Source organism: Epilithonimonas zeae, from assembly GCF_023278365.1.
Classification (GTDB): domain Bacteria; phylum Bacteroidota; class Bacteroidia; order Flavobacteriales; family Weeksellaceae; genus Epilithonimonas; species Epilithonimonas zeae_A.
This window is the reverse complement of record NZ_CP075338.1, coordinates 3,739,033-3,765,493: the sequence shown is the minus strand read 5'-3', so window position 1 is coordinate 3,765,493 and position 26,461 is coordinate 3,739,033. Positions and strand designations below refer to the sequence as shown.

General features: G+C 35.3%; 24 protein-coding genes. 13 read left to right on the top strand and 11 right to left on the bottom strand.

Annotation, left to right across the window (positions count from 1 at the left end):
* Nucleotides 1–52: 52 nt before the first annotated feature.
* The 3 genes from KI430_RS17260 to KI430_RS17250 all read right to left on the bottom strand — a co-directional run bounded on the left by KI430_RS17260 (nucleotide 53) and on the right by KI430_RS17250 (nucleotide 2,243).
* Nucleotides 53–361 (bottom strand): NIL domain-containing protein, encoded by a 309-nt coding sequence (locus tag KI430_RS17260; protein ID WP_074236542.1) that lies wholly within the window; start codon nucleotides 359–361, stop codon nucleotides 53–55.
* Nucleotides 362–385: 24 nt separating this feature from the next.
* Nucleotides 386–817 carry a DUF4395 family protein gene (locus KI430_RS17255; protein WP_248876123.1) on the bottom strand — a complete coding sequence of 144 codons (432 nt, stop codon included), beginning with the start codon at nucleotides 815–817 and terminating at the stop codon, nucleotides 386–388.
* A 187-nt stretch (nucleotides 818–1,004) separates the two neighbouring features.
* Nucleotides 1,005–2,243, bottom strand: coding sequence for an aminotransferase class I/II-fold pyridoxal phosphate-dependent enzyme (locus KI430_RS17250; protein ID WP_248876122.1), 1,239 nt, complete (start codon nucleotides 2,241–2,243; stop codon nucleotides 1,005–1,007).
* 244 nt (nucleotides 2,244–2,487) lie between these two features.
* On the opposite strand from KI430_RS17250, the gene KI430_RS17245 reads away from it, so the two are divergent.
* The gene (locus KI430_RS17245; protein ID WP_248876121.1) at nucleotides 2,488–5,739 is read left to right on the top strand and encodes an AsmA-like C-terminal region-containing protein; all 3,252 of its coding nucleotides are present in this window, start codon (nucleotides 2,488–2,490) and stop codon (nucleotides 5,737–5,739) included.
* Nucleotides 5,740–5,744: 5 nt separating this feature from the next.
* On the opposite strand, the gene KI430_RS17240 is transcribed toward KI430_RS17245, so the two are convergent.
* Both KI430_RS17240 and KI430_RS17235 read right to left on the bottom strand, forming a co-directional pair.
* The gene (locus KI430_RS17240) at nucleotides 5,745–6,389 is read right to left on the bottom strand and encodes a YiiX/YebB-like N1pC/P60 family cysteine hydrolase (RefSeq protein WP_248876120.1); all 645 of its coding nucleotides are present in this window, start codon (nucleotides 6,387–6,389) and stop codon (nucleotides 5,745–5,747) included.
* Nucleotides 6,367–6,822 carry a DUF1801 domain-containing protein gene (locus tag KI430_RS17235; protein WP_248876119.1) on the bottom strand — a complete coding sequence of 152 codons (456 nt, stop codon included), beginning with the start codon at nucleotides 6,820–6,822 and terminating at the stop codon, nucleotides 6,367–6,369. The genes KI430_RS17240 and KI430_RS17235 overlap by 23 nt, the downstream gene beginning before the upstream one ends.
* 197 nt (nucleotides 6,823–7,019) lie before the next feature.
* On the opposite strand from KI430_RS17235, the gene KI430_RS17230 reads away from it, so the two are divergent.
* From KI430_RS17230 to KI430_RS17205, 6 genes are read left to right on the top strand one after another with little or no spacing between them, the layout of a single operon-like run.
* Nucleotides 7,020–8,222: a pyridoxal phosphate-dependent aminotransferase gene (locus KI430_RS17230; RefSeq protein ID WP_248876118.1), complete on the top strand. Its 1,203-nt coding sequence runs from the start codon at nucleotides 7,020–7,022 to the stop codon at nucleotides 8,220–8,222.
* Nucleotides 8,223–8,235: 13 nt separating this feature from the next.
* On the top strand, nucleotides 8,236–8,679 hold the full coding sequence (locus KI430_RS17225) for a hypothetical protein (RefSeq protein WP_248876117.1): 444 nt from the start codon (nucleotides 8,236–8,238) through the stop codon (nucleotides 8,677–8,679).
* A complete protein-coding gene (gene murB, locus KI430_RS17220; protein ID WP_248876116.1) occupies nucleotides 8,679–9,698 on the top strand; it encodes a UDP-N-acetylmuramate dehydrogenase in 1,020 nt (339 codons plus the stop codon). The genes KI430_RS17225 and murB overlap by 1 nt, the downstream gene beginning before the upstream one ends.
* A 10-nt stretch (nucleotides 9,699–9,708) precedes the next feature.
* Nucleotides 9,709–10,404 carry a DsbA family protein gene (locus KI430_RS17215; protein ID WP_248876115.1) on the top strand — a complete coding sequence of 232 codons (696 nt, stop codon included), beginning with the start codon at nucleotides 9,709–9,711 and terminating at the stop codon, nucleotides 10,402–10,404.
* A gap of 20 nt (nucleotides 10,405–10,424) precedes the next feature.
* Nucleotides 10,425–11,228 (top strand): pyrroline-5-carboxylate reductase, encoded by an 804-nt coding sequence (gene proC, locus KI430_RS17210; RefSeq protein WP_248876114.1) that lies wholly within the window; start codon nucleotides 10,425–10,427, stop codon nucleotides 11,226–11,228.
* Between the two features lie 2 nt (nucleotides 11,229–11,230).
* Entirely contained in the window at nucleotides 11,231–11,662 is a 432-nt protein-coding gene (locus tag KI430_RS17205) for a GNAT family N-acetyltransferase (RefSeq protein WP_248876113.1), read from the top strand.
* A 93-nt stretch (nucleotides 11,663–11,755) separates the two neighbouring features.
* On the opposite strand, the gene KI430_RS17200 is transcribed toward KI430_RS17205, so the two are convergent.
* Nucleotides 11,756–12,178 (bottom strand): VanZ family protein, encoded by a 423-nt coding sequence (locus KI430_RS17200; RefSeq protein ID WP_248876112.1) that lies wholly within the window; start codon nucleotides 12,176–12,178, stop codon nucleotides 11,756–11,758.
* Between the two features lie 88 nt (nucleotides 12,179–12,266).
* Here KI430_RS17200 and KI430_RS17195 point away from each other — a divergent pair, with 88 nt between their 5' ends.
* Both KI430_RS17195 and nhaA read left to right on the top strand, forming a co-directional pair.
* Entirely contained in the window at nucleotides 12,267–14,468 is a 2,202-nt protein-coding gene (locus KI430_RS17195) for a RelA/SpoT family protein (RefSeq protein WP_248876111.1), read from the top strand.
* Nucleotides 14,468–15,631, top strand: a complete 1,164-nt coding sequence (gene nhaA, locus KI430_RS17190) for a Na+/H+ antiporter NhaA (RefSeq protein ID WP_248876110.1) — start codon at nucleotides 14,468–14,470, stop codon at nucleotides 15,629–15,631. Before KI430_RS17195 ends, nhaA begins: the two co-directional genes overlap by 1 nt.
* 202 nt (nucleotides 15,632–15,833) lie before the next feature.
* Here the strand turns inward: nhaA and KI430_RS17185 are convergent, their stop codons facing one another.
* Nucleotides 15,834–16,757: a YihY/virulence factor BrkB family protein gene (locus tag KI430_RS17185; protein WP_248876109.1), complete on the bottom strand. Its 924-nt coding sequence runs from the start codon at nucleotides 16,755–16,757 to the stop codon at nucleotides 15,834–15,836.
* Nucleotides 16,758–16,787: 30 nt separating this feature from the next.
* Here KI430_RS17185 and rlmH point away from each other — a divergent pair, with 30 nt between their 5' ends.
* Complete coding sequence (gene rlmH, locus KI430_RS17180) at nucleotides 16,788–17,261, top strand: 23S rRNA (pseudouridine(1915)-N(3))-methyltransferase RlmH (protein ID WP_248876108.1); 474 nt, start codon at nucleotides 16,788–16,790, stop codon at nucleotides 17,259–17,261.
* 70 nt (nucleotides 17,262–17,331) lie between these two features.
* On the opposite strand, the gene KI430_RS17175 is transcribed toward rlmH, so the two are convergent.
* Complete coding sequence (locus tag KI430_RS17175; protein WP_248876107.1) at nucleotides 17,332–17,901, bottom strand: phosphatase PAP2 family protein; 570 nt, start codon at nucleotides 17,899–17,901, stop codon at nucleotides 17,332–17,334.
* Nucleotides 17,902–17,904: 3 nt separating this feature from the next.
* Entirely contained in the window at nucleotides 17,905–18,228 is a 324-nt protein-coding gene (locus KI430_RS17170; RefSeq protein WP_248876106.1) for a twin-arginine translocase TatA/TatE family subunit, read from the bottom strand.
* Between the two features lie 146 nt (nucleotides 18,229–18,374).
* Here KI430_RS17170 and KI430_RS17165 point away from each other — a divergent pair, with 146 nt between their 5' ends.
* Nucleotides 18,375–19,625, top strand: coding sequence for a chloride channel protein (locus tag KI430_RS17165; protein ID WP_248876105.1), 1,251 nt, complete (start codon nucleotides 18,375–18,377; stop codon nucleotides 19,623–19,625).
* 144 nt (nucleotides 19,626–19,769) lie between these two features.
* Here KI430_RS17165 and KI430_RS17160 read toward each other — a convergent pair whose 3' ends face one another.
* Nucleotides 19,770–20,987 carry a TCR/Tet family MFS transporter gene (locus KI430_RS17160; RefSeq protein ID WP_248876104.1) on the bottom strand — a complete coding sequence of 406 codons (1,218 nt, stop codon included), beginning with the start codon at nucleotides 20,985–20,987 and terminating at the stop codon, nucleotides 19,770–19,772.
* A gap of 320 nt (nucleotides 20,988–21,307) precedes the next feature.
* Here KI430_RS17160 and KI430_RS17155 point away from each other — a divergent pair, with 320 nt between their 5' ends.
* A complete protein-coding gene (locus tag KI430_RS17155) occupies nucleotides 21,308–21,676 on the top strand; it encodes a hypothetical protein (protein WP_248876103.1) in 369 nt (122 codons plus the stop codon).
* A gap of 270 nt (nucleotides 21,677–21,946) precedes the next feature.
* Here the strand turns inward: KI430_RS17155 and secD are convergent, their stop codons facing one another.
* Nucleotides 21,947–24,856 (bottom strand): protein translocase subunit SecD, encoded by a 2,910-nt coding sequence (gene secD, locus KI430_RS17150; RefSeq protein WP_248876102.1) that lies wholly within the window; start codon nucleotides 24,854–24,856, stop codon nucleotides 21,947–21,949.
* A gap of 224 nt (nucleotides 24,857–25,080) precedes the next feature.
* Between secD and KI430_RS17145 the strand changes: the two genes are divergently transcribed.
* Nucleotides 25,081–26,439: a PQQ-dependent sugar dehydrogenase gene (locus KI430_RS17145; RefSeq protein WP_248876101.1), complete on the top strand. Its 1,359-nt coding sequence runs from the start codon at nucleotides 25,081–25,083 to the stop codon at nucleotides 26,437–26,439.
* The last annotated feature ends 22 nt before the right edge of the window (nucleotides 26,440–26,461 follow it).

Below are 26,461 nucleotides of genomic sequence, written 5' to 3'. Positions count from 1 at the left end.
CGCTTTAGAACTTAGATTCTAGACTTATGATATAAAAATTAAAGGAAGCTCATTAAGAAGCTTCCTTTTTTTGTAGAACGTCTATTCTGCTGCTCAGCAATTTATATTCTCTCAGATAGTTTTCTATCTTTTCGATTTGGTCTTGACTAATGTTCAAAAGCAGTTTCACATTTCCGAAATTGCTTCCGTTCAGATATTCGATGTTAGCATTTACGATTTTGTAACTCACATTGTAATGATTGTAAATCGTGTAAAGTAGGATGTCAAATCTGATTTTCCCGTTCAGTTCTATTTCAAGGATTATTTGTTTCGTCGATTTCGGGAAAAAAGTTTTGCCTGTAGTTTCTTGTTTGTAAATCATAGTAATATTTTGGTTTTTGGTGAATTATTTAAGTTTATTTTGGATTGGAACAACAATGACTTGGAAGATGTAACACCCGACACAGATTTTGAAAAAACTTTCCAAAGCAGCCAGAAGAATCAATATCAATCCAAATCCTAAAGCAACATTGTAGAATCCGGTCAACATCAATACAACAATTGTCAGTGTAAAGATTGAACCCAATGTCGCAGCAAATCTCTTTGGAGCTGCAAAAATTGGTTTAGGTTTCAATCCTGATATTTTTAAAATCGATTTTGAAAAAAGGGCTAAAGGCGAAAATAATAAGCCAGAAGCCCTAATAATAAAATCAAAAACTAAGAGCAACAATAAATATGGCAAATCAAAAAACAGGGATACAGAAACCACAACAATCACAAAAAATGCGGTGAGTCTTACGGTATTTTCGTCTGTATAATATTTTTTTGTTTGTTCCATATTTGAAATTTTTAAAATAAAAAAGCTCCATCGGTAAGATGAAGCTTTATGTCATAGTCTTCTCACCGCACTCTTCAGTTCGTATTACACATCATCGCCATCTGTGAGAAAATCTGTTTCATTATTTCTTAATTACATTGCAAATATATAAATTATTTAATTCCCATCAAATAAGTATGAATTAAATTTACACAAATTCATTATTTGTTAATATTGGCTGACTTTCTTTCCCTTTATTCAAACTTTCAAAAGCTAATAGCAATTGATTGATTTCTTCGTCAGAATGTTCTGCTGTTGGTATAATTCTCAGCATTACTAATCCTTTTGGAATAACCGGGTAAACTACTATACTTGTAAAAATCCCGTGAACTTCTCTCAATTCTTTGACGATTAAGGTCGCGTCCAAAGTATCAGCTTTGATGAAAACCGGTGTAATGCAAGTATTAGTTTTTCCAATATCGAATCCCAAATCTCTTAAACCTTTCTGAATTTTGAATACATTGTCCCAAAGTAGCGTTCGGAATTGAGGATTTTGTTTTATTAATTCTAATCTTTTTCTGATTCCGATAACCATTACAATTGGTAAAGCTTTGGCAAAAATCTGTGACCGAATATTGTATTTGATATATTTGATGACACTCGCCTTTCCTGAAACGAAAGCACCGAATCCGGCAAATGACTTTGTAAACGTAGAAAAATAAAGGTCAATATCATCCTGGACGCCTTGCTCTTCGCCCGTTCCTACTCCATTTTTGCCCATCACTCCAAGACCGTGCGCATCATCCACAATCAATCGGAAAGGATATTTTTTTTTGAGTTCAACAATTTCTTTTAGCTTGCCTTGTTCTCCATTCATACTGAAAACGCCTTCTGTCAGGACCAAGATTCCACCGCCCGTTTCTGCTATAATCTTTGAAGCTTTTTGAAGTGACTTCTCAAGACTACCCATATCATTATGTGCAAAAACAAAGCGTTTTCCTCTGTGCAGTTTGATTCCGTCGATGGCACAAGCGTGACTTTCAGAATCATAAACCACTACATCATTTCTTGTCAACAAAGTATCAATCAAAGAAAACATTCCCTGATAACCGAAATTCAATAATAACGAAGATTCTTTTTGAGTAAATTCTGCCAACTCTTTTTCTAATTGCTGATGATGAATTGTTTGGCCCGTCATAGCTCTGGATCCCATTGGATATGCCAAACCGTAAGATTGTCCACTTTCAGCATCTACTTTTCGGACTTCGGGGTGATTGGCAAGACCAAGATAATTGTTGAGACTGAAAACTATCATTTCCTGCCCTTTGAAAAACATTTTAGTAGAAATCTCTCCTTCTAATTGAGGAAAAATATATTCTCCGTCTGCATAAGTTGCGTATTCCCCAAGCGGACCTGGGTTATTCTCTATTCTATCAAATATATCCATTGTAAAATTTATAAATCAAAAATAGAATAATTTTCGATATCATACTAAATTAGTATGATTTTATTTTTATTTTAAATTAAAGGCTTCATCAACATTACATCTATCGCAGGAATTTTTGAGAGAAAAGTTTTATCAATTTGGGATTTCATCTATAAAATCCGTGTATTTATCGATTGTTTTAGGAGAGTGTGAAACTATTATTTAATTTTGTAGAAATTAAATTGATTAAAAACCAATTGCACAAATGACGAAAAATGACTTGGACGCATCTATAACATCAATAGAAAAGTCCGACAACAAAAATATTCTGACATCTATCCTAAAAAAAGCCGGTAAAATCATTGGAGTTCTGCTGGTTTTATTCATTGGAATTCTTTTTCTCATCCCTGTGGTTTTCAAAAAACAGATTAATCAATCTGTGAAAGACCTCATCAATCAAAACATCAATGGAAAACTGAATTATCAATCTGTAAATATTTCTTTTTTCAAAGATTTTCCCAACCTTACAGCTTCCTTGAACAAAGTTGATTTAAAAGGTTCTTCACCATTTCAAAAGCAAAGCCTTATAAAATCTGAAAGTTTCAGTTTAGGTATCGATGTTTTGAGTCTATTTTCTGATGAAACCGTTATAGAAGGTGTTTATTTGAAAAATGGAGCAATTGCGATAGAAGTTGACAGCCTTGGTAGAGCCAATTACAATGTTTATAAAAGCAGCGAGGAAAAAGAACAATCCGATGGCAATTCTAAAGTCAAAATAAAACTGATTCAGTTGGATAATGTAGATTTATCTTACAATGATGCTTCTCTCCCGATGAAGATTACTTTAGACAGTCTCAATTATACAGGAAAGGGAGATTTGGCAAATTCTGTTTTTGATTTGGAAACCACAGCAGATATCAAAGCTTTGACGTTCAGTTATGCAGGGGAAACTTATGTTGACCACAAGCAGGTTCACGCCAATCTTATTACCAATATTAATACAGATAATCTGGCGTTTCAGTTCAGGAAAAATGATTTGAAAATTAATGAGTTACCTGTTTCTTTTGAAGGTAAACTGGCTTTCCTGACTAATGGATACAATATGGATTTCAAACTAAAAACAGCAAAAAGCACTTTAGCTAATGCCTTGTCTTTGGTTCCAAAATCCTATGAACATTGGCTGAAAAACACAGAAATAAAAGGAGATGTTTCTGCCATTGCATCTCTTTCCGGCAATTATATAGTAGAAAAAAAAGAGATGCCTACCTTTTCTTTTGGACTCAAAATAAAAGATGGCTACTTGAACTATAATCATTCTAAAGCTCCTCTGGAAAACCTAAATCTAATGTTTAAACTGGATTTTCCAAATCTGGATTTCACCAAATTAATTACTGATGTTCGAAAAGCAGAATTCAAATTAGGAAATGGTTACTTCAAATCGGTTTCTCATATCGAAGGATTCAACCCAATGAAAGTAGTTTCTGACACCGATTGTAATCTGGTTTTGGAAGATTTGCAAAAAACTTTGGGATTAGAAGGAACTGTTTTGAAAGGAAACTTCTCTCTGAAAGGGAATGTCAATGGTATTTTTTCCACCAAAGAAACTTACAGTCCATTCAATAAAGCCCGTAAAACATTTGAGATTACATCTATCCCTGTGTTTCATATCACCAGTAACTTGAAAAATGGTTATCTTAAATTGAAAGATTTGCCACAAGCTATAGATTATGCTTCGTTTCAATTGACTTCGGAATCCAGAGACAGCAATTATAAAAATATCGAAACAAGCCTGAAACAAATTGACATCAAATCTTTAAAGAATTATATCAAAGGCGATATCCATTTAAGGGGAATTAAGACCTTCGATTTGGATGCTAATGCAAAAATGTTTGTTGATTTGTCCGAGATCGAGAAGATTTATCCGATGAAAGACCTTGTGGTCAAAGGCATATTGGATGCAGACATCAACACAAAAGGAAAATTAAACTTGGAAAAGAAAATTATTCCGGTTGTGAACTCTCACATCAATCTTAAGAACGGTTATTTGAAAACGGCTAATTCGCCGGTTCCTGTTGAGAATATGCGCATTGAAGCTCTTGTTCAAAGTAAAAATGGATCTCTGCAGGATTTGGTGGTAAAACTATTGCCTGTTTCTTTTACGGTTAAAGGTCAGCCATTTAATCTGAAAGCAGATTTAAAGAATTTTAATAATATCAAATACCATGTTCAGTCTAAAGGGAAATTGGAACTGGCTCCTTTTTACGAACTGTTTGCTTTGGACGGGCTGAATGTAGATGGCAGTGTTTACACAAATTTTGACATTGCAGGATTACAGTCAGATGCCGTTTCCGGCAGATATAACCGATTGAAAAACAGAGGTTATGTAGAAATTCAGAAAATAAACATCAAATATAATCTGCTTCCAAAACTGGTACGAATTAACCGAGGTAAAATGATTTTTGAGAAGGAAAAACTCTCTTTTGACAACTTTAAAGCTAATTATGGCCTGAATCATTTTTCTGCCAACGGTTATCTGGATAATATCATCTCGTACATCACCGGAAATCAAACGGTAAAAGGAAACTTTTCCATCAACAGTCCAATGCTGAATATTGGAGATTTTACAGCATTGGCCAACAGCTCCAGTACACAAACTGCTTCTCCTACGGCTATGACAGGCGTTGTAGAATTACCTAAAAATATTGACATTAGTTTAAACGCAAAAGCAGACAAAATCAAATATAATGATTTGCTATTGACCCAGTTCAAAGGTAATGTCAATTTAAAAGATGGAAAAGCTTATCTCAACAACACTGGTTTTAATCTGGCGGGAATGGATGCTAAAGTCGTTGGCTACTACAAACCAATCAATACAAAACGTGCAGGTTTTGACATTCAATTAAAGGCAGATAATTTTGATATTCAAAGAGCTTATAAAGAAATCCCGTTGTTCCGAGAAATGATGAGCGCCGGAAAATCTGCTTACGGAACAATTTCTTTGGATTATCAATTAGGCGGATTGCTCAATCAAGGGATGGAACCCATTATGAATTCACTGATTGGTGGCGGAAATCTGACTTTAGAAGATATTAAATTCAAAGGCTTCAAAATCCTGAATCAAATTGCCAAAGACACAGATAAAGACAAATTAACGGACACAAGCGTCAATAAAATTGTAGTAAAATCTTCTATAAAAAATAATGTCATCACTATTCCAAGAACCAAAACCAAAGTTGCAGGCTTCCGACCGAGATTCGAAGGAAAAGTTAATCTGGATGGAAAATTAGACCTGCAAATCAGATTGGGACTACCGCCATTTGGACTTTTCGGGATACCAATCAGTGTGAGTGGAACTTCGGATAATCCAATCATTAAAGCAGGGAAGAATCAACAAAAAGACGATGATTTCGAATCTTCTTTGGATGATGAAGACAAAGATTTGTATGAAAAACAAAAAGCAGAAGAAGAGGAAAAAGCGAAAGCAATCAAGGATTCAATTTCAAATCCTTCGAAATAAATTCATTAATCGATATTACCAACTTTAAATAATTTCTCCGAACTTGCTAATCCATTGGGGTTACAGCCAAGCTCACCTTCCGGAACTTTGATATTTTTGTCTTGGTAGAATTTTTCCCAAAACGAATTAGTTTTCCCAGTCTTTGGGTCAATGAAAGTCATTGGTTCTAATTGGAAAATCTGATGATCACGGAAAGCCCTTTCTACAAAATCTGAGCAGTAGTAAGAATTTTCATCCAAAATATAATTGAAGTTATAAGGTTTCCCGATCAAAGTTTCAGCCTTGGAAACAGAGTTCGGAATCGACGAATGGAATTCTGATTTCAAACGGTAAACATCAATTTTTTGTCCCGCTTTGGTTTGCTCTTTTAGGAAAGATTGAAGTTTTTGTTTTTGAGAACCACCTTTTGGCGCAGCATGAAGAACATACAGATGATGATCTTCTTTTTTAACAATTCCGATATGGTCATAAGAAGTTTTTTTCTCTGTCTGAGTCACATTATTAATTGCTCCAGACAATCCAGAATCCACAGATGGTACGAAAAGTAAATCGCCGTTTTCCAAAAAAGAAGTGTTGTAAGTTTTGCAGCTTGTTAAAAAAAGAAGTGCAAAAATAAGATAAACCTGATTACTTTTTATAATTCTTCTCATAAACCGCGATCCAATCATCCACAGATATTTTCTGACAAAGTTCACCTAGCAAATCATAAGTAATATCTTCCACTTTTTTGAACCTAATGCAAGATTTGCCCATATCTAATTTCTTTTTAGAATGATTTGGAAACTCATTCACAAACCAATCTAAAATCTTTTGGTCAGCATAAATTCCCATATTGTAAAAAGCGATAAAGTTCTTTTGCGAAGCCACACTTATGAAGGGCAAAGGCGTATTTTTTGCACAATGATAACCTGCAGGATAAGTTTCCAAAGGCACACACCAAGTAACCATTCCGTATTGCATCGTCTGCTGAAAACCTTTCGGAAGATTGCTATCCACGGTTTCCAAAAGCTTTCTAAAAGCATCTCTTCTTTCCTCAGGAATCTGGGAAATATACTCTTCTATGGTATCAACAAAAATCTGCATACAATTACTTATTTAAAGTTTATCGCAAAGCTAAAATTATGTTCACATTATTGGAAAAATTAGCGACTTAAATATAGAATCATTTATAAATTTTTGTGCCTTTGCGATGATATAAAATCCAATTATTCTAAATCAAAAATACTAATTTTTTTGTTGAAAAATTAAAGCTTATTTTTGTACTTCAAAGTTTAAAAATAATGCCGAAAATATCGCAAAGAGCGCAGCATATGCCTGCATCACCTGTTAGAAAATTAGTTCCATTTGCAACCGCAGCAAAACAAAAAGGAATCAAAGTATATCACCTGAACATTGGTCAGCCAGACATAGAAACGCCACAAACGGCTTTGGATGCTGTAAAAAATATTGACTTAAAAGTTTTGGAATATGCTCTTTCAGAAGGTAATCTGGATTACAGAATTGCGCTTAGAGATTATTATCACTCTTTAGGATTCAATGACCTTACAACAGATAACTTTATCGTTACCAACGGCGGTTCTGAAGCTCTTAATTTCGCTATTTCTACTCTTTGTGATGACGGCGACGAAATTATTATTCCAGAGCCTTATTATGCCAATTATAATGGATTTGCCGGAACATTCAATATCAATGTAGTAGCGGTTCCATCAACCATTGATACTGGATTCGCGTTACCTTCAATTGAAGAATTTGAGAAAAAAATCACCGATAAAACCAGAGCTATTGTTGTTTGTAATCCTGGAAATCCAACAGGTTATCTATATTCCAGAGAAGAACTTCAGAAACTGGCTGAGATTGCAAAAAAACACGATATTGTTATTATTTCGGACGAAGTTTACAGAGAATATGTTTACGACGGAGAAAAACAAATCTCTATGTTTGAGTTTCCGGAAGTCGCAGACAATGTTATCGTTATCGATTCAGAATCAAAAAGATACTCAATGTGCGGTGCGAGAATTGGATGCTTGATTACGCGTTCCAAAAAAATTCACGATGCAGCAATTCTTTTTGCTCAGGCAAGATTGAGTCCAGTTCTTTTGGGTCAAATTGCGGCGACTGCTGCTCATAAAAATGATGCAGAATATATCGCCAAAGTCAGAGAAGAATACACAGAAAGAAGAGATCTTTTGGTAAGATTATTGAATGAGATTCCTGGAGTGATCTGTCCAAAGCCAAAAGGTGCGTTCTATTGCGGTGTTGAATTGCCTGTAGATGATACAGAAAAATTTGCACAATGGCTTTTGGAAAGTTATTCTAACAACAACGAGACTGTAATGGTTGCGCCAATGGGCGGTTTTTACAGCAATCCGGAATTAGGAAAAAAACAAGTAAGAATTGCGTACGTTTTGAAACAAGAAGACCTTAGAAGAAGTGTTGAGATTCTAAAAGATGCGATTGAAAAATACAATACAGAATTTGCTTAATTAAAATTTTGAAATGATGAAAATAATTAAAATTGGATTTATACTTTCAGCGCTTTCACTTTTCTTATTGAATTGTAAAACTGCGGCTCAGAATACAACTATCACATCCGTTTCTTACACACATACCGCTGGAAGAGGCGGCAGAACTTTCATCAACGCGACGAAAGATTCTTTGGAATCCAACAAAACTGGCGGAAGGTTTGAAGATTATCCGGTTTTCAAGAAAAAAATAGACAAGAAAGATTGGGACAAAATAGTTTCTGATATTAATATTTCTCTTTTGGAAAAAACACAAAGTGGAAAAGCACGTGGATATTATGATGGTCCAGACCATATTTACCGAATTACGACGACTGAAAAAGAATACGAATTGATTAATGTTCCTGAAAATTCCGAAGGTTATAAGCAAATTGAGAAGCTTAAAAATAATCTCGATAATCTTCTTAAAAAATATTAATGTCAATTCAAGAAAACGTTTCCTTAAAGTCTTTCAATACTTTCGGAGTCGATGTTTCAGCCAGATATTTTGCAGAAGTCAATTCTGTAGAAGAACTTATAGAAACGCTCAAACTCTCAAACACAAAAACTCTCCCACTCCTTTTCCTTGGCGGTGGGAGCAATATTTTGTTCACGAAAGATTTTGAAGGATTAGCTATTCGGTTAAATCTGAAGGGAATCTGCGAAGAAATTATCGACGACAATCAAATTCTTGTTACAGCAAAAGCGGGTGAAAACTGGCATCAGTTTGTGATGTTTTGTTTGGAGAAAAATTATGGCGGATTAGAAAATTTATCATTAATTCCCGGAAACGTCGGAACTTCCCCAATGCAGAATATTGGTGCTTACGGAACGGAAATAAAAGATGTTTTCGGAAGTTGCAAAGTTCTGAATCTGGATAATTTTGAAATTGAAACTTTGAACTCAGATCAGTGTAAATTTGGTTACAGAGATTCGATTTTCAAGCAGGAAGGAAAAGGTCGATATGTGATTTTGGAAGTGACTTTCAGATTAACAAGACACAACCATAAAATCGATGTCGAATATGGCGCAATTCAGTCAGAATTGGAGAAATTAGGAATCACTAATCCAACCATCCAGGATGTTTCGAAAGCTGTCATCAACATTAGACAAAGCAAATTGCCAGACCCAAAAGTGATTGGAAATGCCGGGAGTTTCTTCAAAAATCCAACAATTTCGCTTTCACAATTTGAAGCTTTAAAACAACAATTTGAAAATATCCCAGGCTATCCGAATGGTGATTTTGTTAAAGTTCCCGCTGGTTGGTTAATAGAGCAAGCTGGCTGGAAAGGCAAACAAATCGGCAATGTAGCATCCAACCAATTGCAGGCTTTGGTCATCATCAACGCCACTGGAAATGCAACCGGAAAAGAGATTTTTGATTTCTCGACGATAATTATTGATTCAGTAAAAGAGAAATTCGGAATTGAATTGGAACGGGAAGTCAATATAATATAAAATTAAAAAAATGAAAGTAGATATTTGGAGCGACACACGTTGTCCGTTTTGTTTTATTGGAAAGAAAAATTTTGAAAAAGCACTTCAGAATTTTGCTCAAAATGATAAGATTGAGGTTAATTGGCATTCTTTCCAATTGGATCCAAAAATGAAAACCGACCTTAGCAGAAATCATTATGAATATTTGTCTGATATCAAAGGCCACTCCTTACAAGAGACAATCAAAATGCACGAAAATCTTATCCAGATAGGAAAAAATGCAGGAATTGATTTTAATTTTGATGAAGTAAAAGTTTCTAATTCTTTCAAAAGTCAAATGTTGGTTCAACTGGCAAAAGAAAAAGGTAAAACCAACGAAATGGAAGAACTTCTGTTCGAAGCTTATTTTATCCTTGGACAAAATATTGATGATGTTGAAGTCCTTTCAGAAATCGGAGAAAAGTTAGGTTTTACAAAAAATGAAATTAAAAATGCTGTTCAATCTCCAGAATTAACCGAATTGGTAAATAACGATATTGAAGAAGCCGCATCACTTGGAATCAACAGTGTTCCGTTCTTTGTTTTTGACAGAAAGTATGCGATTTCCGGAGCACAACCAACGCATCTGTTCTCGGAAGTTTTGGAAAAAAGCTTTTCTGAATCTGATTCTAAAATCAACATTATCAGTGAAGGCGACTCCTGCGATGTTGGTGGAAATAATTGCTAAATAATTAATTTAAACACCAAATGAAAATTGCAGTTTTAGGAGCAGGAAATATGGGTTTGTCATTTTCAAAATCATTTTTGAAATATGAATTGATAAAATCGCAAAATCTGCATCTCATAACAAGAAGTCAAAATAAAAAAGAGAAGATAAAATCGGTTTTTCCAGATTCTGATATTTCATCTTTTGATGAAGTTAAAACCCTAGAAGCTGACTTGATTATCATTGCTGTAAAGCCACAGGATTTTGCTTTCGTTGCAGAAAATCTGGCTTTTAAAATTCCAGAAAAATCTTTGGTGTTATCAATAATGGCTGGAATTTCTATTGAGAAAATTCAGAAATTTTTGAATCACAAATTCGTGGTTCGAGCAATGCCCAATTCTCCTACTCTTCTCGGAATGGGAATTACCGGTTATACAGCAGCAGACGGAATTTCCTTCTCAGAATTGATGAATATCGAACGATTATTGAATTCCACCGGACGTTCTGTTTATTTGGAAGATGAAAAACTTTTGGATGGCGTAACGGCACTTTCCGGGAGTGGACCAGCATACTTCTACTACATTATTGATGCAATGATCAAAGCAGGAACAGAAATGGGAATCGATGAAAACCTTTCGAAATTATTTGTAAAACAAACAATGTTGGGTGCTTATCATCTCATCAACAATTCGGATAAATCTTTGGAAGAATTAATAAAAGATGTCGCATCCAAAGGCGGAACAACGGAAGCTGCACTTAAAACTTTCGAAGAAAACCAATTAAAATCCATCTTACAAAAAGGAATTTTAGCTGCTGAAAATAGAGCTAAAGAATTAAATTCATAACAATGTACAACCAACAAGACTTCTATATTTCTACTGATAAATCCAAAATGGACATAGAAACCATTCACCAATATTTATCCGAAGAATCCTATTGGGCAAAAGGCATTCCCAAAGAGATTGTTGAAAAATCTGTTGCCAATTCTTTTTGTTTTGGTGTTTTTTATAATGATAAACAAGTCGGATTTGCAAAAGTGATTACAGATTTTACCACGATTGCTTATTTGGGCGATGTGTTTATTTTGGATGAATTTCGTGGGTTGGGTTTGTCAAAATTATTAATGGAAAACATTATGACTCATCCGGAATTACAAGGCTTGAGAAGGTGGATGCTTTTAACTGCCGATGCGCACGAACTTTATAAAAAATTTGGCTGGAATAACATCAAAGAACCAGCGAGATGGATGGAAGTTCATACTAAAAATCCTTACCAATAAGTTTTGTGCTAATAAGTTTTCCTGCAGATTTTTCAGACAAAGCAGATTTAATTTTATAATCAGTTAAATCAAAAAAAATCAGCGAGAATTAAATTATTTGTAAAACAACTGATATATCCAAAAACCGATTGCAACACCAACTGTATTGAGAATCACATCATCAATATCAAAAACACCTAATCTTGTGAAGTATTGAAGACTTTCTATAAGAATAATCACAAAGAGGAAATCTAAAATTAATAGTCGGAAATTATTAAGTTTTGGAAAAACAGTTCCGAGAAAACCAAACGGAACAAACATCAAAATATTTCCAAAAACATTGATGATAATCGTTTTCCATATAATAGTTTCTTTGACAAAATTAAAGGTCGAAACCATTGGCAACAATCTTACAATATTAATGTCATATTGACTTCTTCCAAATCCGAAAAACATCAGATACAGTAAAAAAACAGTATAAAACGGAATCAAATATCTGTAAAATGTTATAAATATCTGTTGATATTTTTCCTTCATAAAATCAACCTTTTATAAAAAACCACAGCAAAGATAACTTGATAATTTGTATTAATTTTCTTATATTCGTTATAGTTAACATTGTATGATGAACTACGACTTAGAGAAAGAAAACAAGGAAATCCTTGCTCGATATAAAGACCTCATTTCCAACACCTACAGAACGTTGGATGAGGAAAACAACAAGCTTATCAGGAAAGCATTTGATCTCGCTTTGGATGCGCACAAAGATCAGCGGAGAAAAACAGGTGAGCCTTACATCTATCATCCGATAGAAGTGGCGAAAATTGTTGCTAATGAAGTTGGTTTAGGAGCAACCAGTATCGCCTGTGCATTGCTTCACGATGTGATTGAGGATTCAGAATATACTTATGAAGATTTGAAAAAAATCTTCGGAGAAACTATTGCGGACATCGTAAATGGTTTGACTAAGATTTCTGTAATGAATCAGCAGAATATCTCGGTTCAATCAGAAAATTACAGAAAATTATTATTGACACTTTCGGAAGATTTCCGTGTGATTCTCATCAAAATTGCAGATAGATTGCACAATATGAGAACGCTGGAAAGTATGCATCCTATCAAACAGAAAAAAATTGCTGCAGAAACGTCTTATATTTATGCGCCTTTGGCTCACAGATTTGGGCTTTATTCCATCAAATCTGAGTTGGAAGACTTGTCTTTAAAATACAATAATCCAGACGTTTACAATGAGATTCTTGCCAAATTGGAAACGGCAAAGGAAGGCCGTGAAAAATATGTAGAAGAGTTCACCAAAGAAGTTTCTGAACAACTGAAAGAAGAAAACCTGAATTTCACGATAAAAGGGCGCGCAAAAGCAATAAGCTCCATTTATCGTAAAATGCAGAAGCAGAATGTGACTTTTGAGGAAGTTTATGATAATTATGCCATCAGAATTATTTATAAATCCGATCCTAGAAATGAGAAATTTCTGGCTTGGAAAATCTACTCTATCGTAACAGACCTTTACCAAAGTAATCCTTCGCGAATGCGTGACTGGATTTCACAACCGAGATCAACAGGTTATGAAAGTCTCCATCTTACGGTAATGGGTCCGGATAAGAAATGGATCGAAGTTCAAATCCGTTCGGAAAGAATGAACGAAATCGCTGAAAAAGGAGTTGCTGCGCATTACAAATACAAAGAAGGTTACAGAAAAAACACAGATGACCAACGATTCGAAAATTGGGTTTCTGAGATTCGTGATGTTTTGGAACAACAGCAAAATCTTTCTACATCAGAGCTTCTTGATAATATTAAATTAAATCTCTATTCTAAAGAAGTTTTCGTTTTCACGCCAAAAGGAGAAATTAAGATTCTTCCCACTGGCGCAACAGCTTTGGATTTCGCATTTTCTGTGCACTCGGATTTGGGAACAAAATGTCTTGGTGCGAAGATCAATGGAAAATTAGTTCCAATCAGTTATGTTCTTCAAAACGGCGATCAGATAGATATTCTTTCTTCTCAAAACCAAAAGCCGAAAGCAGACTGGCTGGAATTTGTTGTAACCTCTAAAGCCAAATCGAAGATTAAGAACATTCTTAATTCTGAAAAAAATCAACATACGGCTGAAGGAAAAGAGATTCTTCAAAGAAAAATGCGTCACGCAAAACTGAATTTCAATGACGAAGAAATCAACGGCTTACAGAAACATCTGAATCTTAAAACGTCTCAGGATTTATTCCTAGGCTTCCAAAATGGGACTTTTGATATTGGCGACATCAAGAAATATGCTGATGGAAAAAGTATTCTAAGCAATCTATTCCAACGTTTCAGAAAGACTTCCAACAAAGAACAATTTGTAGAGAAAGTTGATTCTAATCTGGATATGATTGTCTTCGGGAAAGATGAAGAAAAACTGAATTATTCTTTCGCCAAATGTTGTACGGTGATTCCTGGGGATAAGATTTTCGGATTCATTACTATTTCAGACGGAATCAAAGTACACAGCGAAAACTGTCCAAACGCCATTAACCTGAGGGCCAACTACGATTATCGTGTTCTCCAAGCGAAATGGGTGAATGCAGAAAGCTTCAAAAACAGAATTAAAATCGAAATCGAAGGTTTGGACAGAATGGGAATGATCAACGATATCACAGCGGTTATTAGTGGTTCGATGAATATGGATATGAAGAGTTTGAGCATCTCGTCCAACGACGGCATTTTTACCGGAAACATCAATCTGGAAGTGAAGAACAAAAGCCAATTGGAAGAGACTTTCAAACAACTGAAAGGCATCAAAGGTGTCTCTAAAGTGAAGCGTGTTTAATGATTTTAACCAAATATTTTCAACAGTTTTTTCACAACAGCAAAAGTTCGGGAATCGTCCTGATTATTTTTGTATTGATTTCTTTGTTGATTGCTAATAGTTCATTATCAGCAGATTTTCAGAATGTTTTGGACAGTAAAATCGGAACAGAATTATTTCATTTGGATTATTCGGTTTCTGTTTGGGTTAATGATGGCTTGATGGCTATTTTCTTTCTTTTGGTTGGTTTGGAAATCAAAAGAGAGTTGCTGGAAGGCGAATTATCTGACATCAAAAAAGCAAGTCTTCCCATTTTCGCTGCACTTGGCGGAATGTTGATTCCGGCAATTATTTATTTTGGTTTTAATCATAATACAGATTACAAAAATGGTTGGGCAATCCCGATGGCGACAGACATTGCGTTTTCTTTAGCCATCATTTCTCTGCTTGGAAAAAGCGTTCCCAATTCTCTGAAAATTTTTCTGAGTGCATTGGCGATTGTAGATGATTTGGGAGCAATTATCGTAATTGCTTTATTTTACACAGATTCTATTGATTGGATTTCATTGGGAATTTGCGGTGGCATTACTGCCTTACTGATTATTCTAAATAAAAGTGGAGTGAATAGACTTTTCTTTTACATCATTCCGGGGTTATTTCTTTGGTACTTTATGCACCATTCCGGGATTCACGCAACAATTGCAGGTGTTATCCTGGCATTTACAATTCCGACTAATCTTTCTGAAACTGAGATTTCTCCATTAGAGAAATTGGAACAAAAGCTTCACATTCCTGTAAGTTTTGTTATAATGCCATTGTTTGCTTTGGCTAACACAAATATTACTTTTCAGAAAGAAATATTTGAAGGTTTCATCAATCCTTTGAGTTTGGGAATTATTGGAGGATTGTTTATCGGAAAGGTTTTAGGAATTAATTTATTTTCCTTTATAGCTATCAAATTAAAATGGGCAGAACTTCCTGCTTTTTCTGCCTGGAAAGAAATGATTGGTGTTGGATTTTTGGCCGGAATAGGTTTTACAATGTCGATTTTTGTCTCGCTTTTAGCATTCCCAAGTGAAATCGAAATTCAGGATATTTCCAAAATCAGTATTTTAATTGCTTCGGTTTTGTCTGGAATTACGGGATATTTTATATTGAAACTCAATAAAAAAATCTCTCAATGATTAATTGAGAGATTGTAGTTTTCAATCTTTTTTAGAAGCATTTTTCTTTTCTCTTTTAGCTTCCTTCTTTTCTTTTGCCGTTTTCTGCGGTTCTTTTTTTACGGCTTTTTTAGCGTCTTGACCTTTTGCCATTGTTTATGTATTTTGGTGTTGGTAAATTACTTATTGTAAATATAATTAAATATCCAATTCAATAAACTGATTACAAATACATTTCTTCCCGAACCAATTTTTCTAATTTAACTTTTTTGATAGCTAGATTAAGCTCATTGCCCATCAAGACAAGAAACACGTTGACATTCACCCAAACCATTACCAAAATAATGGAACCAATGGAACCGTAAAGGACGTTATATCTTGCAATATTCGATACATAAATGGCGAAGAAATAAGTCAATAATACGAAAAGAATCGTCGTTAAAATAGCACCAGGAACAGCTTCTCTTAATCTTGTAATTTTAAGACATCCAACCCAATAAAAGAGTGTGAGCAGAATAAAATAAAATAATGGAAAAGATATAAATCCTATAATCTTGGTTAAGTTTTTAGTAAACCAACCAATATCATAAGTAGGTGTATAAAGCTTCAGAACAACCTCGCTGTAATAGATTCCGAAAATTGAAAGACAGACTAATGTCAAAAAACAAATCGTAACCAACATCGCCAAAGCATATTCTTTTACAAAACCTCGTTGCAATTCTGTATTTCTATTGAATCCTCCAATCAAGGTAAAACAGCCGTTCGTAGCAAAAACGAAAGACAATAAAATCGTCAAATTACTAATGGATTTCATATTCGGGATGATGTTCTCCTGAATGTAACCTGTCACATCACTCTGCATATGAGAAGGGAAAACCCGTGGCATCAAAACCTCAAAAATATAAAACTGAAGCTTGTCGTAATGTGGCATAAATGGCAGCACAGACAAAAAAAAGAGAATCATTGGGAAAAGACTGAGGAAAAAATTCCACGAAATGCTGGCAGCTTGTCTTCCCAAAGGGTTTTTGAAAATCGCATCTGTGTAAATTGTCAACATTTTCCAAAGAGAAATCCCTAAAACCGGAATATGAATCCCATCGAAAAAGTTCTTGATTTTGAGGAAAAAACGCTGTAATTTTTTAACCATTCATTTATCTTTGCACCACAAATATACTAAATGCGTATTAATTTACTCTGCATCGGGAAAACGGATGATAAAGAAATTGTGTCTCTTATCAAATATTATCTGCCCAGAATCCCGAAACATTGGAACTTCGAATTAGTGGAAATTCCGGATGTGAAGAATGCTAAAAACTTGAGTCCTGATCAACTGAAAAAAGAAGAAGCCAAATTGTTCCAAAACCAAATTGATTCTTCTGATTTGGTCATTCTTCTGGACGAAAAAGGGAAACAATTCACAAGTCGGGAATTTTCTGAAAAGATTGATTTCTGGATGGGAAGTTCCGTGAAAAAAGTGAATATCCTGATTGGCGGTGCTTATGGTTTTTCAGAGGAAATCTATCAGCGTTCTAATGAGAAAATCTCGTTATCCAAAATGACTTTTACACATCAGATGATTCGCTTATTTTTTGTGGAGCAGATTTATCGCGCAGCTACGATTTTGCAAGGGAAACCTTATCATAATGATTAGAGGTTAGAGATGTTAGATGTTAGATGTTAGATGTTAGATGTTAGATGTTAGATGTTAGCAAAATTAATTTCTAATTTCTAATTTCTAATTTCTTATTAATAACCTTCTTCGTAAGATTCGCTAAAAAACCGCCGAGCAAAAAGCCGACTACCGCACCAAAAGCTACATCCATCGGGTAATGTACACCAACGTAAATCCTGCTGTAAGAAACCAAAATCGCCCAAAACAGTAAAATAACGGTCAGATATTTATACTGTTTGCCAATCAAAATAGACAGAAAGCTAAACAGGAAAAACACACTGGATGCGTGCGCAGAATAGAAACCATATTTCCCACCACAAATCACGAACCTCATTTTTTCCAAAACTATAGGATCTTGACAAGGTCGTAATCTTTCGACGCCGTGTTTGAAAACACTCGCCAATTGATCGGAAATAGTAACGCCAATAGCGATAAAAATCAATACGAAAATCAATTTCTTGCGCGGAACTGCTTTGTAAACAAGGTAAAGTAAAATCACATAAAACGGTATCCAAAACCATTTTCCTGTAACCAAAAGCCAAAACGGGTCAAATGTGGAACTTCCCAATCCATTGAGAAATACAAGTAATTGTTGGTCAAGAGAAATCAGTTCGTCCATAGATTATCGGCTTACGGGACCTTCGTGAGAATCGTCTTCGGAAAGATCTACTTTAGGTGTTTCCTGCTGAGCAAAAGATTCTAATTTCTTATCTCCCAAAGGGTTGAATTCCTGTGCAGACTGCTTCACTTTCTCGATTTCTTTTTTGATTTCGGAAACAGGGTTATCTGCCTCCTTCATAATCTCGGTTTTGATATCATCTACCGCACCGCGCATTTTACGGACGCCTTCGCCAAGACCTCTGGCAATCTCGGGTAATTTATCTGGTCCGAACAAAACAACAATTGCCAGAGCAATCATCAGCATTTCTCCAATACTCAATTCCATTTGACAAAATTAAGAAACATTTAGAGAATTGATACAGAGAATTTTATTAATTTTTACTTAAAAATAGCTTAGAAATTAATCTCATCCCATAAAAAGACTAACAAATAATTTTGACGTAAATTTGTGATCTCTAAGAGATAGGAAAAATGAAAAGACAGAAAGTACAAGCGCACAATTATTTCAAATTAATTATTTCATCATTATTCATCGGGATTATCGCATCCATTTTAGGACTGACACTCAAAAAAATTACAGAGTTTTGTCAGGAACATTTATTTGAATTTGTAGAAAAGAACAATGCTTTTTTATTCATCATTTTGCCAACGATTGGGATAACTGCGATTTACTTTTTGAGGAAATATCTTTTCAAAAATCGAAAGAATAAAGGTATTACAGAGATTTATAAAACTGTGGATCAGAGAAAAGACCATTTGCCTTTTTTCAAGATTCCGTCCCATTATTTCAATGGATTTTTGACGGTTATTTTCGGAGGTTCTACAGGGATTGAGGTTTCTACAGTGGTTGCGACAGCTACAGTTGGGAATTCGGTTTACGAGAAACAGTTTGCTGCTAATGTTTACAAATTGGAATTGATTTGTGCCGGAGTAGTTGCCGGAGTGGCTGTCCTTTTTGGGAATCCTTTGGTTGGTTGCCTTTTCGCTTTGGAAGTAATTGCGAGAAAAATCAATAAAACCTTATTCATCAGTTGTGTTTCTGCAGCTTTAATTTCTTGGATGTTTCTTTACTTTTTTCCTTCAAAACCGTTGATTAATTTTCCGGTAACGCATTGGAACTGGATGGCTGTTCCTTTTATGATAATTCTAAGTTTATTGTGTGGCACTCTCTCAGTTTATTTTACCTTATTAGTAATTAAAATGAAAGATTTTTTCTCCGGAATCCATAACAATTTTATAAAAGTGAATCTTGGTACTCTATCAGTTGGGATTTTGATTTGCCTTTTTCCTTTCCTTTACGGCGACAGTTATCATTCGTTGAATGAATTGATTTCTCATCCCCAAAGTTATTCTGTACTTTTAATTTTAGCTTTGGTATTGTTGAAACCATTAGCTTCATCATTAACACTGGGAGCAGGCGGAGACGGTGGTGTTTTTGCACCAAGCATTGTGGCGGGTGCTTATTTGGGTTTGGCATTTGCAATTGTTTGCAACAACTTTTTTGGAACCTCTTTGATTTATATTAATTTCGTTCTGATTGGTATTGCTGCTACTCTATCAGCAGCTATTTACGCACCTTTCACCGCCTTGATTCTCACTTGCTGTTTGGTTCCCAACGGTTACGAATTATTCTTCCCGATTCTTTTAGGAAGTTTGATTGCTAAAAAAACAGCAGAAAAAATTATCCCTTACAACGTTTATACTTACGTTCCGAAATCTTAGATTAACACCCTTGCCAATCTGACAGATTCAGCGGATTATTTTAATTATTCTGGAAAATTCTGAACCACATAGACACATAGTTTTGTGTTTAAGATAAAAACTAAGTTTAAAAATCCCTATGTGTCTATGTGGTTTTATTAGTAACTAAATTTTGTCCTTTTTAAAGCTTATATAAACAAAATAAATACTTACTGCAAATAGCAAGAATGCCAAGAAAAATGGCGCTCCCGGAAACAAAAACGGTGCATCTTTGTGTGTGAAATAATAAAATAGATTCGTCATCAAGGGCGGACCGATGATAGAAGTTGCACTCATTAGACTCGTTAACGCACCTTGTAGTTCGCCCTGCTCGTTGGACGGAATATTCTTGGTAATGATGGACTGCAACGCAGGACCACAAATCCCACCTAAACAATAAGGAATTGTGAAAACCAACATCATCCAACCTTCTGTTGCAAAAGCGTAAAGCAGCATTCCCGCAGCATACAGCATCAGTCCATAAAAGATACTTTTCTGATCACCTATTTTAGGATTGATCCATCGGATCAGAACACCTTGCACCAATCCAACCAAAAGACCAACAACACCCAGCGAAATTCCTACCATTCTTTCATCCCAGCTAAATCTGTACATCGTGTAGAAACTCCAGTTACTTTGTACGGCGTGTCCGCCAATATAAATCAAAATCAAAGCAGTGGTGAGCGCTGAGATTTCAGGGTGTTTTCTTAGGAATTTGAAAGACCCGATCGGGTTCGCTCTTTTCCAACTGAACTCTCTTCGGTTTTCCTTGCTAAGACTTTCCGGCAGGATAAAATAACCGTAAATAAAATTGATCATACACAAAACCGCTGCTGCATAGAACGGAACTCTCGCTCCATAATGTCCCAAAACACCACCTAATACAGGACCGATGATAAAGCCTAAGCCAAAAGCTGCCCCAATCAATCCAAAATTCTTCGCACGATCTTCATCTGTAGAGATATCGGCAATGTAGGCACTCGCAGTCGTGACACTCGCTCCGGTGATTCCGGCAATGATTCTACCTACGAAAAGCCACCAGATACTTGGCGCCAACGCCAGAAAAATATAGTCTATAGAAAACCCAAAAAGCGACAACAAAATCACTGGTCTTCTACCGTATTTATCACTCAGATTACCAACCAAAGGCGAAAAAACGAATTGTATGAAAGCATAAGCAAAACTCAACCAACCACCATATTTGGCAGCCTCACTGATGTCTGCGTGGATCAGTTCTTCTATCAGTTTCGGTACCACGGGAATGATAATCCCCCAACCTGTAATATCGATCAACAAAGTGATAAATATAAATCCTATAGCTGCTGATTTTTGGTTTGTTTTCATGTCTGCGAAGATAATATTTTTTTGAAATTACAATTCTATTTAAAAATCTTAGAATTGCTATTTTTAGAAAAAAAATTTAAATTAAATATCTGATAATTTTAAGTCTAATTACATAAATCAATAGCTAAATAATGAAGCGATTGTTCCTTCAATGTATGGTAATAACATTATAATTTGGGCAGACAATCTATCAAAAGGACTTGCAAAAGATATTTTTCGATATACTCAATACCAGAAGAGAAAAAAATAAATATGGACTCATATTGGAACAAAAAAATACTATATCTTTAATTTGTTTCTTTAAAAATACTTAACCACCAATGAAAATCAAAATCATGCTAATTTTAGCCTTATTTTTCGCCATCACATCCTGCGACCAAATCTCAGACAATTATTGGAAACAGAAAGAAGAAGAAAACCATACCTCACCCTTTATGGGAAAATGGGTAGGGACTTACAACGGCGCTCAAGTAGGAACATTGACCATTGAAGTTTCTAAAAGTGGTAATATCACTGGCTCTTTAGGTCGTACAGAAGTAGATCTGGCCAGCTATGTCTATGACGATGGCACATTACAACCTGTGATGTCCGACACATTGAGTTTTACATTATATGGTAACTTAAAAGACAAAAAGGGTACTTGGAAAGATAAAGACCAACAAGGCACCTGGACACTTACAAAGCAATAATTCCAATTCAATATTATACAAATGAGTTGGTTCAATTTTTATCATGTAGAGCTTTGGGCTGCAGGATTTTTTGATTTCTATTGGTAGAACACTTAGTTTGTCATTCCAGAGGAATCTAGACATAGCAGATAATTCATTGCGTTGATTCACTTTGCATAGATTCCTTCAGAATGACAAAAATGCTTTTTTAAAATATATTTAAAGTTTGAGTGAAAGCACAAAAAAAGCTCTCAAGTGATTGAGAGCTTTTCATTATATATTTTAAGAAAATTAATTCACTATTTCAGCATTGCTGATGGAAGATTTCCCTGTTACTTTATCTTCTTTCTTCTTTCCTTTTAGGAAGTCATAAGCCGTGGCCGATGCAATGAAGATGGATGAATAAGTACCAAATCCAATACCAATCAATAGACAGAACATAAATCCTCTTAGGTTATCTCCACCGAAGATGAAAATCGCCAAGATTACCAAGATCGTAGTGAAAGACGTGTTGAACGTTCGACCGATTGTACTAGAAATTGAATCATCAAACAATCCAGCCAAAGTCAATGCTTTTTTCTCACGAAGATATTCTCTAATTCTGTCAAAGATAATTACGGTATCATTAATTGAGTAACCAATTACCGTCAAAATCGCTGCAATGAAATCCTGATTGATTTCCATATTGAAAGGCATCACTTTGTAGAACAATGAGTAAACACCTAAGATCACCACCGTATCGTGGAATAGACCAGCAACCGCTCCAAGAGAGAACTGCCATTTGTCAAATCTTACCAAGATATAGATGAAGATACCAAGCAATGATGCAGCTACTGCCAACATACCGTGTGTTTTGATATCATCCGCCACTGTAGGTCCAACTTTGGTTGAAGAAACAATACCAGCGTGACCTTTATCTGCAGACTTAAATTCTGCTAAAGTCATACCTGCTGGTAATTCAGACTTCAATCCTTCGTATATTTTTTGTTCTACAGTCTGGTCAGCTGTTAATGACTCATCATCAATTAAATAATCGGTTGTGATTTTCAATTGAGAAGAGTTACCAAATGTTTTAGCTTCTACGATATTATTCTGACCATCCGCAGTTACCATCAATTTGCCGATACTAGCTTCAATTTTTTCTGCATCAACCGGTTTTTCGAATCTCACTACAAAGTTACGTCCACCTGTGAAATCAATACCATATTTGAAACCGTTGATTGCAATAGATGCAATGGCGATTACCATTAATATACCTGATACGATGTAAGACCATTTTCTTTTTCCGATAAAATCTAACCAAGTATTTCTGAAAAGATTTTTGGTAGGTGCAGTCCAAACAGAAAGCGTTTTTCCTTTTTCCAGTCTGCTGAAAATCATCACTCTCGATAACAATACCGAAGTAAACAATGTCATTACCAATCCAATCATCAACGTTACTGCAAAACCTTTAATCGGTCCAGTTCCGAAGATATAAAGAATCAATGCTGTAATGAAAGTCGTTGCGTGACCATCAATAATCGCAGAAATCGCATGTTTGAAACCATCTTTATAAGCCTCCATAATTCCTTTTCCAAGGAACAATTCTTCTTTGGTTCTTTCATAGATAATTACGTTCGCATCTACCGCCATCGCCATAGATAATACGATACCCGCAATACCAGGAAGTGTAAGAGTAGCATCCACAGAATCCATAATTCCGAAGATGTAGAACAAGTTAATGGTCATTGCAATAACTGCATACACACCTGCTCCACCGTAATAGAAAATGATGTAAACAATGATAATAGCAAATGCAATAAGGAATGACATAATACCATCATTGATAGACTCCGCGCCAAGAGATGGACCTACAACGTCTGCCTGTACAATTTTTGCACCTGCAGGCAATTTTCCAGCACCAAGAACGTCTACCAAATCTTTAGCTTCTTCCTGAGTAAAGTTTCCGGAAATCTGAGTTCTACCGTTAGGAATCACTTCATTTACAGAAGGCGCTGTGTACACTCTGTTATCCAAAGTTACAGCAACTACTTTACCTTTGTTTTTTTCCGTCATTGTTTTCCAATCACGAGCTCCCTGAGAATCCATCTGCATATCTACCACGATACGACCCAATTGGTCATAGTTGATATTTGCAGATTCTACAGCACCGTCAACTGGTGCTTTCTGAGTGATATTTCCACGGATAGCGTATAATACAAGGCTGTTAGAAGTATTATTCTCAGGCTTGTAACCCCACATAAACTGGGTGTATTTCAAGTTAATAGGTCTTGCTTTGATTGCCGCATCACTATTAAGTAATTTATTTACAACTGCAGTATCAGACAATTTTACGTTTGCAACAGCATTTCCAGGTGTAGAATTCAATTGAATCAAGTTCATCAAATTCGTAGTTTTTGCAACACCGATAGAGTCTCCTTTAGCTTTAACCAATTGATCCAACTGAGAGAAATAAGGAACAACTTCCTGCATTAACTGTACTTCCCAAAACTGAAGTTTCGCAGAAGTCGCCAACATTTTTTTAACTCTTTCGATATCTTTGATACCAGGCATTTCCACCAAGATTCTTCCAGTTCCAGGAACTCTCTGAACGTTTGGCTGCGTAACACCCATTTTGTCGATACGTGTTCTAAGAACTTCATAAGCTGTTCCAACAGACGCATCGATTTTTTTTCTTACGATATTTTTGACCTGCTCATCTGGTGTATTGAACTTAATCTCAGAAAGATTAGTATTACCGAAGATCTCAGGATCTGCAAGTTTTAGGTTGGTTCCCTTTTCTTTGTTAACAGCTTCGAACTGGGTGAAGAAATCCTCGATGTATTGTTTACTTGAGTTTTTCTGAGCTTTGTCGGTTCTGTTAAGTGCTTCTATTAAAGTAGCATTTGTAGAATAATTACTAAGATCGTTAACCAAATCTCTTTGGTTGATCTCTAGCAATACGTTGATACCACCTTTAAGATCCAATCCGAGTTTCATTTCTTTCTGTCTAGCCGAAGCATAATCCAGTTTTGTAAAACCTAAATTAAGCGTGTCTTTAGAAAGTCTGTCGAGTTCGGCTTGGTATTTCAACTGATTCTCACCTGCAACAGCTCTTGCTTCTTTTTCTATTTTATTGGCATAGAAAGAAGGCAGAAGCTCATTGAGACAAATCAATCCAAGAACGATGGCAACTAGTGTAACGAGTCCTTTTCCTTGCATTTTCTTACGATATATATAATTTTAGTCGGCAAATATAATGATTTATAGTGGAAATAAGAATTTGAAAATGAGAAATATGCGGACATTGGCTATTTACAAATAATATATCTTATTTTTTTAATAAAAATCTGATAAAAATTGATGAATTTTAAAGATTAAATAAAAATAATTAAATTAGGTATTAATTTTGATAATTTAAATAACCAATTCTAAAATAATCAGTTATGAAAAAAATCTTACTTCTTCTTTCCTTGGCTTTTGCTTCGGAAGTCCAATCTCAACAAATTTCTCTTGAAGAGTTTGCAACCGCCTCCAATCCTGTAGAAATTATCGCTTCGCCAACCAATGACAACAGACTTTTTGTTGTCCAACAATCCGGAACCATCAGAATTTTGAACACCAACGGAACCTTTGAAACCACTAATTTTCTTAATATCACAGACCGAGTCAATTTCAGCGGAGAAATGGGCTTATTGGGCTTGGCTTTCCACCCAGACTTTGCCAACAATCGTTATTTCTATGTTTATTACAATAGAGCTGGCAGAACCATTACGGTTTCCAGATTTACAGCCAATTCCAGCAACCCAAACACGGCGGATGTGACCACTGAAAAAGTGATGGTATCCATTCCAAAAAATAATACCAATCACAATGGAGGAAGTATTCATTTCGGTGCGGATGGTTACCTTTACATCTCTACTGGTGATGGCGGAGGTGCCGGCGATACTGATAACAATGCACAAAACAAAAATTCTCTATTGGGAAAACTATTGAGAATCGATGTTAATTCTGACAATGCTTACAATATTCCTCCGACCAATCCCTTTGTTGGTATAGATGGTGCGGATGAAATCTGGTCGTACGGACTTAGAAACGGCTGGAAATATTCTTTTGACAGAACTACGAACAATATCTGGATTGCAGACGTAGGTCAAAATTTGATTGAAGAAATAAATAAAGTTCCCGCAACAACGCCTGCTGTAAACTACGGCTGGAGATGCTACGAAGGAAACAACACCTATAATACAGCCGGTTGCGCCAGTGCTTCTACAATGACTTTTCCGATTGTGCAATATGATCATTCTGGTGGAAAATGTTCCATTACGGGCGGATACGTTTACAGAGGAAATCTCTACACAGACCTGATTGGCAAGTATCTTTTTGCAGATTATTGTTCAACTCAAATCGGCATTCTTGATAACACAACCATTATCTGGACATCCGCTTTTTCTGGAAATATGTTTACCACATTCGGGGAAGATAATGACAAACAACTCTACATTGCTGCATCTAACGGGAAGATTTTTAAAATAAAAACCAATAACCTGGCAGTTTCCGACCTTAATAAAAATCAAATTCTTGTAACACCTAATCCTGCAAAAAATATAATTTTTATCAAAAACCTTAATGAGAAAAATATTTCTGCAGAAGTTGTTGATTTATCAGGAAAGATTGTTCATCAGGCTTTGGTTTCCGATGTTAATCAATCAGTTGATGTTTCCATGCTAAAAACTGGAACTTATATTCTCAATCTTAAAAAAGAAGGTATGAGAATTTTGACTACAAAAATTATTAAGGAATAAATTATTTATAAAGTCTTCAAGA

What these genes read in the sequence shown, in the direction of transcription:
- KI430_RS17260 (WP_074236542.1), bottom strand. Translation starts at nt 361, where the DNA reads ATGATTTACAAACAAGAAACTACAGGCAAAACTTTTTTCCCGAAATCG.
- KI430_RS17255 (WP_248876123.1), bottom strand. Translation starts at nt 817, where the DNA reads ATGGAACAAACAAAAAAATATTATACAGACGAAAATACCGTAAGACTC.
- KI430_RS17250 (WP_248876122.1), bottom strand. Translation starts at nt 2,243, where the DNA reads ATGGATATATTTGATAGAATAGAGAATAACCCAGGTCCGCTTGGGGAA.
- KI430_RS17245 (WP_248876121.1), top strand. Translation starts at nt 2,488, where the DNA reads ATGACGAAAAATGACTTGGACGCATCTATAACATCAATAGAAAAGTCC.
- KI430_RS17240 (WP_248876120.1), bottom strand. Translation starts at nt 6,389, where the DNA reads ATGAGAAGAATTATAAAAAGTAATCAGGTTTATCTTATTTTTGCACTT.
- KI430_RS17235 (WP_248876119.1), bottom strand. Translation starts at nt 6,822, where the DNA reads ATGCAGATTTTTGTTGATACCATAGAAGAGTATATTTCCCAGATTCCT.
- KI430_RS17230 (WP_248876118.1), top strand. Translation starts at nt 7,020, where the DNA reads ATGCCGAAAATATCGCAAAGAGCGCAGCATATGCCTGCATCACCTGTT.
- KI430_RS17225 (WP_248876117.1), top strand. Translation starts at nt 8,236, where the DNA reads ATGATGAAAATAATTAAAATTGGATTTATACTTTCAGCGCTTTCACTT.
- murB (WP_248876116.1), top strand. Translation starts at nt 8,679, where the DNA reads ATGTCAATTCAAGAAAACGTTTCCTTAAAGTCTTTCAATACTTTCGGA.
- KI430_RS17215 (WP_248876115.1), top strand. Translation starts at nt 9,709, where the DNA reads ATGAAAGTAGATATTTGGAGCGACACACGTTGTCCGTTTTGTTTTATT.
- proC (WP_248876114.1), top strand. Translation starts at nt 10,425, where the DNA reads ATGAAAATTGCAGTTTTAGGAGCAGGAAATATGGGTTTGTCATTTTCA.
- KI430_RS17205 (WP_248876113.1), top strand. Translation starts at nt 11,231, where the DNA reads ATGTACAACCAACAAGACTTCTATATTTCTACTGATAAATCCAAAATG.
- KI430_RS17200 (WP_248876112.1), bottom strand. Translation starts at nt 12,178, where the DNA reads ATGAAGGAAAAATATCAACAGATATTTATAACATTTTACAGATATTTG.
- KI430_RS17195 (WP_248876111.1), top strand. Translation starts at nt 12,267, where the DNA reads ATGAACTACGACTTAGAGAAAGAAAACAAGGAAATCCTTGCTCGATAT.
- nhaA (WP_248876110.1), top strand. Translation starts at nt 14,468, where the DNA reads ATGATTTTAACCAAATATTTTCAACAGTTTTTTCACAACAGCAAAAGT.
- KI430_RS17185 (WP_248876109.1), bottom strand. Translation starts at nt 16,757, where the DNA reads ATGGTTAAAAAATTACAGCGTTTTTTCCTCAAAATCAAGAACTTTTTC.
- rlmH (WP_248876108.1), top strand. Translation starts at nt 16,788, where the DNA reads ATGCGTATTAATTTACTCTGCATCGGGAAAACGGATGATAAAGAAATT.
- KI430_RS17175 (WP_248876107.1), bottom strand. Translation starts at nt 17,901, where the DNA reads ATGGACGAACTGATTTCTCTTGACCAACAATTACTTGTATTTCTCAAT.
- KI430_RS17170 (WP_248876106.1), bottom strand. Translation starts at nt 18,228, where the DNA reads ATGGAATTGAGTATTGGAGAAATGCTGATGATTGCTCTGGCAATTGTT.
- KI430_RS17165 (WP_248876105.1), top strand. Translation starts at nt 18,375, where the DNA reads ATGAAAAGACAGAAAGTACAAGCGCACAATTATTTCAAATTAATTATT.
- KI430_RS17160 (WP_248876104.1), bottom strand. Translation starts at nt 20,987, where the DNA reads ATGAAAACAAACCAAAAATCAGCAGCTATAGGATTTATATTTATCACT.
- KI430_RS17155 (WP_248876103.1), top strand. Translation starts at nt 21,308, where the DNA reads ATGAAAATCAAAATCATGCTAATTTTAGCCTTATTTTTCGCCATCACA.
- secD (WP_248876102.1), bottom strand. Translation starts at nt 24,856, where the DNA reads ATGCAAGGAAAAGGACTCGTTACACTAGTTGCCATCGTTCTTGGATTG.
- KI430_RS17145 (WP_248876101.1), top strand. Translation starts at nt 25,081, where the DNA reads ATGAAAAAAATCTTACTTCTTCTTTCCTTGGCTTTTGCTTCGGAAGTC.